At 67.4% G+C, this 13,289-nt stretch carries 12 protein-coding genes; all 12 read right to left on the minus strand.

The features are described from left to right. Positions 1-17: 17 nt before the first annotated feature. The 12 genes from ACTJKK_RS14330 to ACTJKK_RS14385 all read right to left on the minus strand — a co-directional run bounded on the left by ACTJKK_RS14330 (position 18) and on the right by ACTJKK_RS14385 (position 13,177). Positions 18-959, minus strand: a complete 942-nt coding sequence (locus ACTJKK_RS14330) for a hypothetical protein (protein ID WP_440748478.1) — start codon at positions 957-959, stop codon at positions 18-20. Between the two features lie 327 nt (positions 960-1,286). Continuing rightward, positions 1,287-2,336 (minus strand): hypothetical protein, encoded by a 1,050-nt coding sequence (locus tag ACTJKK_RS14335; RefSeq protein ID WP_440748479.1) that lies wholly within the window; start codon positions 2,334-2,336, stop codon positions 1,287-1,289. Between the two features lie 164 nt (positions 2,337-2,500). After that, positions 2,501-3,514: a hypothetical protein gene (locus ACTJKK_RS14340; RefSeq protein WP_440748480.1), complete on the minus strand. Its 1,014-nt coding sequence runs from the start codon at positions 3,512-3,514 to the stop codon at positions 2,501-2,503. A 157-nt stretch (positions 3,515-3,671) separates the two neighbouring features. Beyond that, entirely contained in the window at positions 3,672-4,574 is a 903-nt protein-coding gene (gene xerD / locus ACTJKK_RS14345; RefSeq protein WP_440748481.1) for a site-specific tyrosine recombinase XerD, read from the minus strand. A gap of 2 nt (positions 4,575-4,576) precedes the next feature. Continuing rightward, positions 4,577-5,167 (minus strand): NUDIX domain-containing protein, encoded by a 591-nt coding sequence (locus tag ACTJKK_RS14350; protein ID WP_440748482.1) that lies wholly within the window; start codon positions 5,165-5,167, stop codon positions 4,577-4,579. Next, entirely contained in the window at positions 5,160-6,860 is a 1,701-nt protein-coding gene (locus ACTJKK_RS14355; RefSeq protein WP_440748483.1) for a CTP synthase, read from the minus strand. Before ACTJKK_RS14355 ends, ACTJKK_RS14350 begins: the two co-directional genes overlap by 8 nt. 26 nt (positions 6,861-6,886) lie before the next feature. Continuing rightward, the gene (recN, locus tag ACTJKK_RS14360) at positions 6,887-8,569 is read right to left on the minus strand and encodes a DNA repair protein RecN (protein WP_440748484.1); all 1,683 of its coding nucleotides are present in this window, start codon (positions 8,567-8,569) and stop codon (positions 6,887-6,889) included. Then, on the minus strand, positions 8,566-9,480 hold the full coding sequence (locus tag ACTJKK_RS14365) for an NAD kinase (protein WP_440748485.1): 915 nt from the start codon (positions 9,478-9,480) through the stop codon (positions 8,566-8,568). Before ACTJKK_RS14365 ends, recN begins: the two co-directional genes overlap by 4 nt. After that, positions 9,477-10,274 (minus strand): TlyA family RNA methyltransferase, encoded by a 798-nt coding sequence (locus ACTJKK_RS14370; RefSeq protein WP_440748486.1) that lies wholly within the window; start codon positions 10,272-10,274, stop codon positions 9,477-9,479. The genes ACTJKK_RS14365 and ACTJKK_RS14370 overlap by 4 nt, the downstream gene beginning before the upstream one ends. Next, the gene (locus tag ACTJKK_RS14375) at positions 10,271-10,444 is read right to left on the minus strand and encodes a hypothetical protein (protein WP_247622030.1); all 174 of its coding nucleotides are present in this window, start codon (positions 10,442-10,444) and stop codon (positions 10,271-10,273) included. The genes ACTJKK_RS14370 and ACTJKK_RS14375 overlap by 4 nt, the downstream gene beginning before the upstream one ends. Positions 10,445-10,519: 75 nt before the next feature. Next, positions 10,520-11,557 carry an HAD-IIA family hydrolase gene (locus tag ACTJKK_RS14380; RefSeq protein ID WP_440748487.1) on the minus strand — a complete coding sequence of 346 codons (1,038 nt, stop codon included), beginning with the start codon at positions 11,555-11,557 and terminating at the stop codon, positions 10,520-10,522. After that, positions 11,558-13,177: a primosomal protein gene (locus ACTJKK_RS14385; protein ID WP_440748488.1), complete on the minus strand. Its 1,620-nt coding sequence runs from the start codon at positions 13,175-13,177 to the stop codon at positions 11,558-11,560. Between the last annotated feature and the right edge of the window lie 112 nt (positions 13,178-13,289).

The following is a 13,289-nucleotide window of genomic DNA, read 5'->3' on the forward strand; positions in this document are numbered from 1 at the left end:
TCGTTTCGGCGCCCGGCTCAGCCGGCTTGCTCCAGCGCGAGCTTCATCGCGTCGAGTTCGGCCCTGTTCGCGTCGAGGAAGTCCTGCTCGCGATCGTTGGTGACCGTGTCCCAGGTATCCCAATAGGAGGTCTCTTCGCGACACTCCAGGTCGGTCAGTGCCAGCGCCAGCTCGCGCTTCTGGATCTCAGCCACTTCCGGATTCGTGTCCGGCGACAGGTCAGGCATCTCGGTCAGTTCGCCACCATCCGACACGGCGTAGAGCCCATCGAACTCCGCACGGATCGATGTCTCGGCATCCGCCTGGACGGTGAAGCCCGACTCACCGGCATCCTCCATGCAGGCGGCCCACTCGGCATCGAGAGCAGCAATCTCCGGATCGGTGGCGATCTCGTCGCTGAGCGCGGTCATCCGGTCCATCAGATCCTGATACTCGGTTGGATCGAAAGTCTCACCCGCCTCGTCTCCGAGCTCGTGATCGGCTTTGCCGTAGCACCCGGCTTCCTCCCACTTGTACTCGTAGTTCTCGTCGGCGAGCACCGCTTCCTTGTCGACCGTAGGACCGTGCAGGGCCTCGTCGTATGCAGCTTTCTGACTCTCCGAGAGGGAGTCGTAGTACGGGTCGCCGAGGTCGGCAGCGTCGTCCTCCTCGGCGGCGGCTGCCTGTTGCTCGATCTCGACACGGCCCGGAAAATCGACGATGCCGTAGCCGTACTTCTCGACCCATGCCTTGTCGTCGGGCTCCGAGACGGGCTCCACCCCTTCGTCATCGGATTCCACACCGTTCAGCAGGTCGCGTTCCCTCTGCGAGTCGGGCTGAGCAGGGGTGTATTCGAACCCCTGGTCCTTCATGCACACGGCGACGAGCTCCTCGATCTCGGCGTTCCGTTCCAATCGCTTCTTCTGCTGCTGCTCGGAATCGGCGCCACCGCTGTAGATCGCTTCGTAGTAGGGCGTCAACGGCGAGGTGTACTCCTCTGCCTCGCCACCTCCCCCACCGTCGCTGTCATCTGTAGCGGGCTCGGCTGCGCACGCCGCGAGAGACAGAGCGAGGACTGCCGCAGCGCAGGCCGAGAGAGGGCGAATGAAACGCATGGGTGAGTCTCCAGTCATCGGGGGACGAAGATTTCACCGTACGAAACCACATTGGCGAAAAGCGCGTGTTTCCGGGTGTTTGGCGGCGTACTCGGAGGCTTCCGGTATGCCAAGAACGCGCGCGTTCGCCCGAGCCGATCGCCCGCCGACTCGTCGAATCGCAGTTCGCGATTCGACGAGTCGGCGTGTGGCTCAGTCGGCCTGCTCCAGCGCAAGCTTCATCGCGTCGAGCTCGGCCTTGTTCTGGTCGACGAACTCCTGCTCCCGGTCGAAGGAGATCTTCTGCATCTCGTCCCAGTACGAGGTCTTCTCCCGGCATTCGAGATCGACGAGGGCGAGAGCGATCTCGCGCTCCTTCAACTCCGCGATCTCTGGGTTCGTCTCCGGCGACATGTCGAGTTCTTCGGCTGCTTCGCCCTCGGCAGCAGAGTCAGCCGGCCCGGGATCGACCTGCGTCGGGTTCAGTTCCCCGTATTCCGTGGAGATCGACTCCGCGGCGTCGTACTGGGCCTCGAATCCCGATTCGCCGGCATCGCTCATGCAGCTGGACCATTCGCCCTCGAGGGCGATGACCTTCGGATCGCTCTCATGCTCCTCCCACAACGAGTTCATCTTCTCGATCAGATCCTCGTACTCGATCAGCGGGTCGTCGCCGACGTCGACCTCGACCTCGTGCGACGCCTTCCCGTAGCATCCGCCTTCCTCCCACTTGTATTCGTAATCGGGGTCGGCGTACTCCTCGTCGGTCAGAACCGGACCGGAGAGGGCCTCGTCGTACGCGGCCTTCTCACCGTCGGTGAGGGACTCGTAGTACGCGTAGTTCGGATCATCGGAAGCCTCCTCCTCGTACTGCTCCTGCTCCTGGTCCTCGTCCTCGCGTCCCGGCCAGTCGGTGATGCCGTACCCCCACTTGGCCACCCACTTCTCGTCGTCGGGATCCCAGACGTCATCATCGGAGCCCGACATGTCGGTGTCATTCTGAAAGTCAGGGACGAAGGCCGTGTATTCGAACCCCTGCTCGGTCATGCACTCTGCGACCTTCTTCTGGATCTTCGCCTCCACCTCCTGCTGCTCCTTCATCTGCTCGTCCATATCGGCACCCCCTCCGTAGAGCGCCTCCCAGTAGGGGGTCAGCGGTGTCTCGACAGACTCGTCGCTGTCGGACGGCGCCTCGGCACACGCGGAGAGGGTGAGGATGACAGCCGCTGCCGCGCAGGCAGCGAGGGGGCGCGAGAATCGCATGAAGACTCCAATATCGCGGGGACGGAAGATCTCACCGTACGAAGAGGCACCACGGATTCTGGAGCGTTTGCCGCTGTTTGGAGGTGTACTCGGAGGCTTCCGGCATACTGATCCACCGGATTCGCCGGCCGGGCGGACGGGTGATCGCCCGCCCGCCCCTGAACTCAGCCCGCCTGTTCTGCCGCGAGTTTGTACGCGTCCAGTTCGGTCTTGTTCGCCGCGATGAACTGCTCCTCGAGCTCGAACTGAATCCTCAACGCTGACTGGTAATAGTCCGTCTTCGTGCGGCATTCGAGGTCGATGAGCGCGAGCTCGATCTCTCGCTCATGCAGCTCTGCGACTACGGGGTCATCCATCGGGTTCTCGTACTCCTCGGCCGCTGACCCGCCCTCCGGCGCTTCCTTCGGCTCGGGCATCGCGTCCGTAATCGATTGCCATGCATCCTCCTGGCGAGTGAAGCCCGATTCGCCGGCATCCGACATGCACGACGACCAGCCTGCGTCGAGGTCGGCGAACTCCGGAGCGTCGACGACGTCTTTCTCGAACGCATGGATGCGTTCCCACAGACCATCGAATTCACTCAAGTCGGCTTGCTCTCCGACCACCTCGTGATAGGCACGCCCCGTACAGCCGGACTCCTCCCAGTCGTACACGCTCTCGCCGTCGACGAGCTCCTCCGGATCAGCAGGGGGCCCATCGAGTGCCTCCAGATACGCCTCCAGTTCAACCTGCGACAGCGTGCCGAGGTAGTCAAGATTCGGACTCGTCCCCGCGCTATCCGGCGCGGCTTCATCTGCCGACATATGTCTCGCAGGAGAGTCGGTGATGCCGTAGCCCCACTCGGCGACCCAATCCTCATCATCCGGTCTCCAATCGCCTTCATCGACGGTCACCGTATTCTCCGAGACGTATGCGGCAGGCGTGTACTCGAAGCCCTGGTCCTTCATGCATTCGGCGATGAGCTCCTCCCCCGCGTCCCAGACGGCTGCGTCTTTCTTGTCCTGGTCTTCCGGCGAGAGCCCCGCCGAGTAGGAGGCATCGAGATACTCGGAGAGAGGCGAATCCTCGGCGGTCAGCGCAGCGTCGTCGGCATCGCCGGTGGACGGTGTCGCCGAGCAGCCGGCGAGAGCGACCATGACGATCGCAGCCACAGGAGCGAGCAAGGTGGATGAGCGCACGAATGACTCCAATGTTTGTCGAAGGGAAGTCTTCACCGTATAGTCGTCACCCATCCTCGACGCGGTACTCGGGCCCGTTTGGAGGGGGACTCGGAGGCTTCCGGCATACTGATCCACCGGATCAGCACCCGGATGCCGACGCGAGAAGCGCGCCGCGTCAGCGGGCACGCGGGTGCGAGGTCGCGTAGATGTCGCGGAGGGTGTCGACCGAGACGTGCGTGTAGATCTGGGTGGTGGCCACCGAGGCATGCCCGAGGAGCTCCTGCACGACGCGCACATCCGCTCCGCCCTGGAGCAGGTGCGTGGCGAACGAATGGCGCAGCGTATGCGGCGAGACCTCGGCCGTAATCTGCGCACGCTCGGCGGCCGAACGGATCACCAGCCAGGCGCTCTGCCGCGAGAGCGGCGCCCCCCGCGCTCCGAGAAAAAGGCGCGCCGATGCCCGCCCCTTCGCGGCGAGACCCGGACGCACCCGAGTGAGATACGCGTCGACGGCGTCGCGGGCGAACGACCCGATGGGAACGATGCGCTCCTTCGACCCCTTGCCACGCAGACGCAGCACATCGCCGTGGGCCAGATCGTCGACGTCGAGTCCGACCGCCTCCGACACGCGCGCACCGGTCGCGTAGAGCAGCTCGAGAAGCGCACGGTCGCGGATGCCGATCGGCTCCTCCGACGAGGGCGCCCGGAGCAACCTCTCGACCTGGTCGATCGTCAGCGCTTTCGGCAGTCTCCGGGGGGCTTTCGGCGGTCGCAGGCGCCCACTCGGATCGTCCTGTTCGATGCCCTCGCGCGCGAGGTACCGGTGCCATCCGCGCACGGACGACTGCAGTCGCGCGAGGCTGGTCGCAGCAGGCGGCGGCACCTCCGAGGAGCGCTCCTCGATGAACCGGCCGATTACTTGGGCCGTGACCTCGGAGGTATCCGTGACTCCTTGCTCCGACAACCAGGTGATATAGCCGTCGAGGTCTCGTCGATAGGCGGAAACCGTGTGGTCGCTCAGGCCGCGCTCGATCGTGACGTGACGCAGATACGAGTCGAGGGCGCGCGCGAGCAGCATCCTCAGCCCCGGTCGCGCAGCCTCAGCGTCGCCGCCATCACGCCCAGGCTCAGGATGCCGTTGCGCATGCGCCCGGCGAGCACCGCGTCGACGGCATCCGCCAGGGGAACCCACTCGACGCGGATGTCGGCCTCTTCGTCTTCTCTCGCGTGCGGAGTCTCGGCATCCGAGAGTCCCGTCGCGAGGAAGATGTGGATGAGCTCGTCGTTTCCGCCCGGAGTCGTCCACGATGCGACGAGCGGCTCCCACTGGGAAGCGGTGAGGTCGGCCTCTTCGGCGAGCTCTCGGCGAGCCGCTTCCAGCGGCTCCTCCCCCGGCACGTCGAGGAGCCCGGCGGGCAGCTCCCAGTCACGGTGACGGATCGGATGCCGGTACTGCTGGATGAGCAGCACGCGCCCGTCGTCGTCGAGCGCGAGGATCGCCACCGCACCGGTGTGGGCGACGTACTGGCGACGGATCTCACCGTCGCCGTAACGCACCCGGTCGTCGCGGACGTCCCACACGGCCCCCTCGAACGCGAGGTCGCTCTGCAGGACCTCGGGTTCGAAGGGCTCGTCGTGGAGATCGCCCGCGTCGACGTGAGTCTCAGGCATCGGCGGCCGCGTCGACGTCGAACAGCTCGCTCGCGCGGTGGCGCTCGATGGCGGCACCGACGAGACCGCGGAACAGCGGGTGCGGGTCGGTCGGGCGCGAACGCAGCTCGGGGTGAGCCTGGGTGGCGATGTAGTACGGGTGCACGTCGCGCGGCAGCTCGACGTACTCGACCAGGTCGAGCTCGGGGTTCAGGCCCGAGAAGACCAGGCCGGCGTCGGACAGACGACCGCGGTAGGCGTTGTTCACTTCGTAGCGGTGACGGTGACGCTCGGATGCCTGCGGCGCGCCGTACACCTCGCGTGCGAGCGACCCCTCGGCGAGAGTCGCCTGGTAGAGGCCCAGACGCATCGTGCCGCCCAGGTCGCCGCCGTCCAGGATCTCGACCTGCTCCGCCATGGTCGCGATGACCGGCTCGGAGGTCTCGGGGTCGAACTCGCTCGACGACGCGCCCTCGATGCCGGCGACGTGGCGAGCGTACTCGATGACCATGCACTGCAGTCCGAGGCACAGGCCCAGGGTCGGGATGCCCTGCTCACGGGCGAAACGCAGGGCGCCGAGCTTGCCCTCGATGCCGCGGATGCCGAAGCCGCCGGGAACGCAGATGCCGTCCAGCTGCGACAGCTGCTCCTGCGCACCCTCTGGCGTCTCGCAGAGATCGGAGGGGATCCAGCGGATGTTGACCTTCGTCTCCTGCGCGAAGCCGCCCGCCTTCAGCGCCTCGGTGACCGAGAGGTACGCGTCGGGCAGGTCGATGTACTTGCCGACGAGCCCGATCGTGACCTCGTGCTTGGGGTTGTGGACCGCGTGCAGCACCTTGTTCCAGCGCGTCCAGTCGACATCGGCCGCCTTGGCGTCGAGTCCGAGGCGGCGCACGATGTAGGAGTCGAGGCCCTGATCGTTGAGCGTGGACGGGATGTCGTAGATGCTCGGCAGGTCGACGGTGTTGATGACACCCTCGACGTCGACGTCGCACATGAGGGCGATCTTGTTGCGGTTGCTCTCGCTCACCGGGCGGTCGCTGCGGAGCACGAGCGCGTCGGGCTGGATACCGACCTGGCGGAGGGCCGCGACCGAGTGCTGGGTCGGCTTGGTCTTCTGCTCACCCGAGGCTCCCATGAACGGGACCAGGGAGACGTGCACGAAGAAGACGCTGTCGCGACCGAGTTCGTGGCGCAGCTGGCGGGCCGCCTCGAGGAAGGGCTGCGACTCGATGTCGCCCACGGTGCCGCCGACCTCGGTGATGATGACGTCGGGGCGCGGGTCCTCCGACGCCTGCAGGCGCATGCGGCGCTTGATCTCGTCGGTGATGTGCGGGATGACCTGGACGGTGTCGCCGAGGTACTCCCCCCGGCGCTCACGGGCGATGACCTGCGAGTAGATCTGGCCGGTCGTGACGTTCGCGGCCTGCGACAGGTTGATGTCGAGGAAACGCTCGTAGTGGCCGATGTCGAGGTCGGTCTCGGCACCGTCGTCGGTGACGAAGACCTCGCCGTGCTGGAACGGGTTCATCGTTCCCGGATCGACGTTGAGATACGGGTCGAGCTTCTGCATCACGACGCGCATTCCGCGGGCCGTGAGCAGGTTTCCCAGGCTCGCTGCGGTGAGCCCCTTACCCAAAGACGAAACGACACCGCCCGTCACAAAAATGTGCTTGGTGGTGTCGTTGTTGGGTCCCGCAGAAGAAGAGTTCATCACGGGCTTCTATCCTAACAGTTCGTTCAGCGACCGAGGCTGAGTAGTTCACGGGCGTGGGTCAGTGCGGCGTCGGAATCGGCGAGTCCGGAGAGCAGACGAGCCATCTCCGCCTCTCGATCCGCACCGTCGAGCCGCCTCACATTCGAGGCGGTGACTGCTCCGTCGTTGGACTTCACGACGGACAGGTGGTTCGTGGCGAACGCCGCGACCTGGGCGAGGTGCGTCACCGCGATCACCTGCGACTTCTCTGCAAGCCGGGCGAGTCGCCGCCCGACCTCGATCGCCGCTGCGCCGCCGATGCCGGCGTCGACCTCGTCGAAGACGAAGGTCGGCACAGGATCGGTCGCGGCGATGACGACCTCGATCGCCAGCATCACGCGGGAGAGCTCTCCTCCCGAGGCGCCCTTGGCGACGGAGCGCGGTTCGGCGCCCGGATGCGGAGCGAGCAGGATCGCGACATCGTCACGACCATGGGTGCTCTCGGATCCCGTCGATACCGCGACGGAGAGGCGAGCGTCAGGCATCGCCAGCGCATGCAGCTCGTCGGTCACGGCGGCGCCCAGACGTTCCGCCGCCTCGGTGCGCGCGGCGGTCAGACGATCCGCCGCGACATCGAGCTCTTCGCGAGCGGCGTCGCGTTCGGCGAGCAGCCGCTCGAGGCGGTCGTCATCGTCGTCGAGCTCGGCGAGCCGGGCCGAGCCCGTCTGCCACACCTCGAGCGCCTCATCGAGGGAGCCGTGCGCACGGATCAGGGTGCCGAGGGCGGCACGCCGCTCCTCGACGGCCGCGAGCTCGTGCGGACCGGACTCGTCGAGGTCGGCCAGGTACGCGGAGAGCAGACCGGCGACATCGGTCAGGCGGTAACCGATGTCGGCGAGGCTTTCGGAGATCGCCGCCAGCTTGGCATCGGTCACCCGCTCGAGCACGCGTCGCGCCTCGGCCACCAGAGCAGAGGCGTCGGGCTCCCCCTCTTCGTTCGAGAGCGCCCCATGGGCGACGGATGCCGCGAGCCGGAGCTCTTCGGAATTCGCGAGGCGCTCCGCCCGTTCGGCGAGTTCCTCGTCTTCCCCCGTCTCGGGCGCCGTCGCCTCGATCAGGGCGAGCGCCTCCCTCAACCGGGTCGCCTCGTCGGCGCGGCGGTCGCGATTCTCGCTGATGTCGGAGATCTCGGCATCCAACGCCCGCCAACGCTCGAACGCAATGACGTAGGTCTGGAGTGCGGATGCGATCGGCGCTCCACCGAAGCGGTCGAGGGCGTCGCGTTGAGCGGCCGCGGATCGCAGCCGCAGCTGCTCGGACTGGCCGTGGACCACGACGAGCTCGTCGGCGAGTGCCGAGAGCACGCCCGCCGGGGCCGCTCGTCCGCCGACGCTCGCGCGGCTGCGCCCCTCGGCGCTCAGCGTGCGCGACACGTAGAGCTCGGAACGACCTGCGCCGGCCGGCTCGAGTTCGCCACCGGCATCCGACACGATCTCCGAGACCGGTCCGGTCTCGGGCACGATCCATACGCCGGCGACGGATGCCTGGGCGGCCCCGGCGCGCACCGCGCCGGAATCAGCGCGCTGACCGAGCAGCAGCCCGAGGCCGGTGACGACCATGGTCTTTCCCGCACCGGTCTCGCCGGTGATCGCCGTGAACCCGGGACCCAGCGGCAGCACGGCATCATCGATGACGCCGAGTCCCTGCATCCGCATCTCTTCGATCACGACGGCACCTCCTGCCCTCTCCATCCTTCGACCGGGAGCTGGAACTTGCGCACCAGGCGGTCCGTGAACGCGGTCGGGTGAAGACGAGCGAGTCGCACGGGCCGCGACGAGCGGCGCGCGACCACTCGCGCACCCGGCGGAAGTTCATGGGATCGACGTCCGTCGCACCAGAGGATGCCGGAGCCGTCCGTACGCTCGAGCATCTCGATCGCGACGGCGGCGTCGGGGCTGACGACGAGAGGCTTGGCGAACAGCGCGTGCGCCGAGAGCGGCACGACGGCGATCGCTTCCACACTCGGCCAGATCACGGGACCGCCGGCCGAGAAGTTGTACGCGGTCGAGCCCGTGGGGGTCGAGATCACCATTCCGTCGCATCCGAAGCTCGACAGGGGGCGCCCGTCGATCTCGAGCACGACCTCGATCATGCGCTCCCGGCTGGCCTTCTCGACCGTCGCCTCGTTGAGAGCCCAGGTCTCGTAGACGACCGCGCCATCCGCATCCTTGACGCGCACCGAGAGGGCCAGACGCTCTTCGACCTCGTAGTCGCGAGCGATCACGCGCCGCACGGCGTCGTCCATATCGTCACGATCGATCTCGGCGAGGAAGCCGACGTGGCCCATGTTGATGCCGAGCACCGGCGCCCCGGTCTCTCGCACGAGCTCGGCCGCCCGCAGGATCGTGCCGTCGCCGCCGAGCACGATCGCGAGCTCGAGAGTTCCGGGATCGACGGTGGTGCCCAGCTCGGCGACGTCGGCGAAGAACGCGTCGACCGCGGCGAGCTCGGAGCGGTCGTCCGACGCCAGCACAGGTCGCGCGCCCGCACCGCGCAGGGACTCGATCACCCGCCGTGCAGCCGCGACCGTGTCGGCGCGACCGGCGTGGGCGACGACCAGGATGTTGCGCTCGTTCATCGTCCTCCTGCCAAAGCGTTGATGCGATCCAACCATTCTGTCGGATTGCTACCGCGCCCCGGCGCGAGATGGACGAGGTATTCGGAGTTGCCGTGTGTTCCGAGAATCGGGGAGGGAAGGATGCCCAGCATCCCGAGCCCCGCGTCCCACGCGCTCCACACGGTTCGCGCCACGGCATCGGCGCGAGTCGCCGGGTCGGTGACGAGTCCACCGCGCACCGCGGTGCGGCCCACTTCGAACTGCGGCTTCACCAGGAGGACGATGTCTGCCGTCGGGGCTGCGACTCCCGAGACAGCCGGGAGCACGAGCTCGAGGGAGATGAACGAGAGATCACCGACGATGACATCGGGCAACGCCTGTTCCCCGGTCGCCTCCGCGAGATTCCCGGGGGTCATGTGGCGGACGTTGTACCCCTCGATCGAGACGACGGAGGCGTCCGCCGCGATCGACGGCGCGAGCTGTCCGTGACCGACGTCGACCGCGAGGACCCGACGAGCACCGCGCTCACGGAGCACCTGGGTGAAGCCGCCGGTGGATGCCCCCATGTCGAGGGCGAGACGCCCATCGACGTCGACATCGAAGCCGTCGAGCGCGGCGATCAGCTTGTGCGCGGCCCGACCTACGTAGTGATCTGCGCCTGCGATCGAGATCTCGGAGGAGTCCGTCACCGCGGTGGACGCTTTGACGACGGGCGTGCCGTCGACCGACACGAGTCCTTCGGCGATCAGAGTGGCGGCGTGCGTGCGCGAACGAGCGAGTCCCCGCGCGGCGAGGGCGGCATCGAGGCGCGTCATCGTGTCGGCGTCTCCCGGGGGTCGAGTTTCGCCCCGCTCTCGAGGCGTCGCGCGAGGTCGTCGTGCAGGGCCGAGTAGGCGTCGGCGCGCGCAGGCAACGGCTGTCCTTCGATCAGACGCAGCCGGCTCCACAGCCCGTCGGTCGGGGTGCTCGTCTTATCTTCGCTCACGGATTCCACTGTACGCGGCGCCTCGGACAGCGGCGGTCGCCACGGCGCAGGCGACGAACCGGACACCGGTTGCGATCAGGGACGGTGGAACGGATCGTCGTACAAGTGCTCGGGCACGCGCAGGACGAACACCGGGGTTCCCGACGCCCAGATCGCGGCCGCACCCGCGCGGAGGAGGTCGATCTGCTCCCCGGCGTCGGCGACGATCTCGACATCGGCGCCGTGCACGCGCACCGCGGCCCCGTTCACGTAGAAGACGCCGTCGCGCTCGACGGTCGCAGGGTACGGCTGGTGCAGCTCCCGAAGGTCGCTCACGATGAACGTCGGGCGCGACCCCTCGGGAGCCGCCAGAACATGCTTCGGGCGGTCGATGCCGGTCAGGACGAGCACCGAATCGATGCCGACGCGATTGGCTCCCATGATGTCGGTGTCGAGCCGATCGCCGATGAAGAGCGCCTTCTTCGCGTCGAAGCGCGCGATGGCCTCGTCGAAGATCGGCGTCTCGGGCTTTCCGGCCACGGTCGCGAGCCGACCGACCGCCGTGTGCACTGCCGAGACGAGCGTGCCGTTGCCCGGGGCGACGCCCCTCTCACGCGGGATCGTCCAGTCGGTGTTGGTGGCGATCCAGGGGATGCCACCCTCGTCCTCCGGCAGCTGCAAGGCGAAGGATGCTTCGGCGAGATCCGTCCAGGCCACCTCGGGTGCGAAGCCCTGTACGACGGCCTGCGGGGAGTCCTGCGCGCTGCGGGTGACGGTGTATCCGGCTTTCTGCAGCTCGTCGACGAGGCCGTCTCCCCCGACCACCAGAATCGTGGCGGGAGCGGGGACGATATCGGCCAGAAGCCGCATCGCCGCCTGAGGGCTGGTGACCACGTCATGCGGCGCGACCTCGAGACCGAGGCTGGTCAAGTGGGCAGCGACCGACGCATCCGTGCGGGACGCGTTGTTGGTGATGTACCCGAGACGCACACGACGTGCCGCTTCGTTCAAACTGTCGACGGCGTACGGAAGGGCTCCGGGACCGGCGTAGACCACACCATCGAGGTCGGCCAGGACGGTGTCGACCCCGTCGAGCGGGGTCACTGCCGCGCGCTTCTTGGAGAACAGCGCCACTCAGGCCCCCGGCGTCTCGGAGTCGTCGTCGGACTCGCCGAGGAGCTCGCGCACCTCGTCGTCGACGGACGGCTCGGCGTCCACGGCATCCGACTCGGGAACCGAGTCTTCTGACGCTTCGGACTCCGAAGTCGCTTCGGCGGCGGTCTCGTCCTCCGTGTCGGCGTCCTCGGCGTCGTCATCGAATTCGCCCTCGATGAGGCCGTCCTCGATGAAGATCTCCTCGTCGCCTGCCTCGTCGATACCGAGTGCTTCGGCGGCGACCTCCGCGCGGTGCGCCCAGAACGCCGCTTCGTCATCACGACCGAGATCCTCGAGCACAGCGGCGCGAGCGGCGAAGAGTGCCGGGCTCCACTCGAAGGCGCGATCGGGGTCGAGTTCGGGAATCTCGAGTTCACCGAGAGCGAGTTCGAGGTCGCCCTGGTCGAGACGAGCACCCGACATCGCGATCGCCAGCGCGACCCGCACGGGAGTCGCCAGCGTGGAACGGTCGACGGATCGTCCGGTCTCGAGCGCACGGTCGGGACGACCGATGCCGCGCTCGCTGTCGACCATGAGCGCGATCTGGTCGTCCTTTCCGGAGATACGACGGAAAGTGCGAAGCTCGCGCAGCGCCAGGGCGAAGTCCTCGGTCGCGTAGGCCGTGATCCCGAGGGTTTCACGAACGATCGCGATACGTCCGGCGCTGCGCGACGCTGCGAGGGCGTGCTCGTGTGCCAGCGCGGGGTCTTCGTCGATGAGTCGCGACGCCATTGCGAGATGACGAGCGACGTGCTCGGCGTTCTCCTTGCTCAGCGTCTTGAGTTCATTGCGCGCGGCGCCATTGAGATCGCGCGCGGTGACCTCTTCGGGAATCTGCGGCTCATCGAAGCGAGGACGCTCGTTCGTCGCCTGCACAGGACGCTCACGCCCCGCTCCCCCGCGCTGCGGGTAGGAGCGGCCAGCGCCGGCGCCTTCACGGCGCGGCGCGCGGTCGCGGTCGTATCCGCCTTCGCGACGCGGGCCACCACCGTCGCGGTTGTAGCCGCCCTCGCGACGCGGCGCGGACCCACCATCACGGTTGTAGCCGCCCTCACGACGGGGAGCACCGCCCTCGCGGTTGTACCCGCCTTCACGACGGGGAGCACCGCCCTCGCGGTTGTACCCGCCTTCACGACGCGGGGCACCACCGTCACGGTTGTAACCACCTTCACGACGCGGGGCACCACCGTCACGGTTGTACCCACCTTCACGACGCGGGCCACCACCGTCACGGTTGTACCCACCTTCACGACGCGGGGCACCACCGTCACGGTTGTACCCACCCTCACGACGCGGGGCTCCGCCGTCACGGTTGTACCCGCCATCACGACGGGGCGCGGAACCACCATCGCGGTTATAGCCGCCCTCACGACGCGGAGCACCACCATCGCGGTTGTAACCGCCCTCGCGACGGGGCGCGGAGCCACCGTCGCGGTTGTAGCCGCCCTCGCGACGCGGAGCAGAACCACCGTCGCGGTTATAGCCGCCCTCGCGGCGCTGCCCCCCTTCGCGATAGTTCGGTCGTCCGCCGGAAGGGCGCTCGTTGCGGGCTCCGCGGTCGTTGTCGCGACGCGGGCGGCGCTGGTCGTCTTCCGGCATGATGATTCCTATCCCTATAAACGCAAAATGGCCACCCAGCATTGGGTGGCCATTTTACTTAAAAGAAGTCCGGCGGTGTCCTACTCTCCCACAGGGTCCCCCCTGCAGTACC

Origin of the sequence: Microbacterium sp. 22179 (assembly GCF_052045715.1) — a bacterium.
Lineage (GTDB): Bacteria > Actinomycetota > Actinomycetes > Actinomycetales > Microbacteriaceae > Microbacterium > Microbacterium galbinum.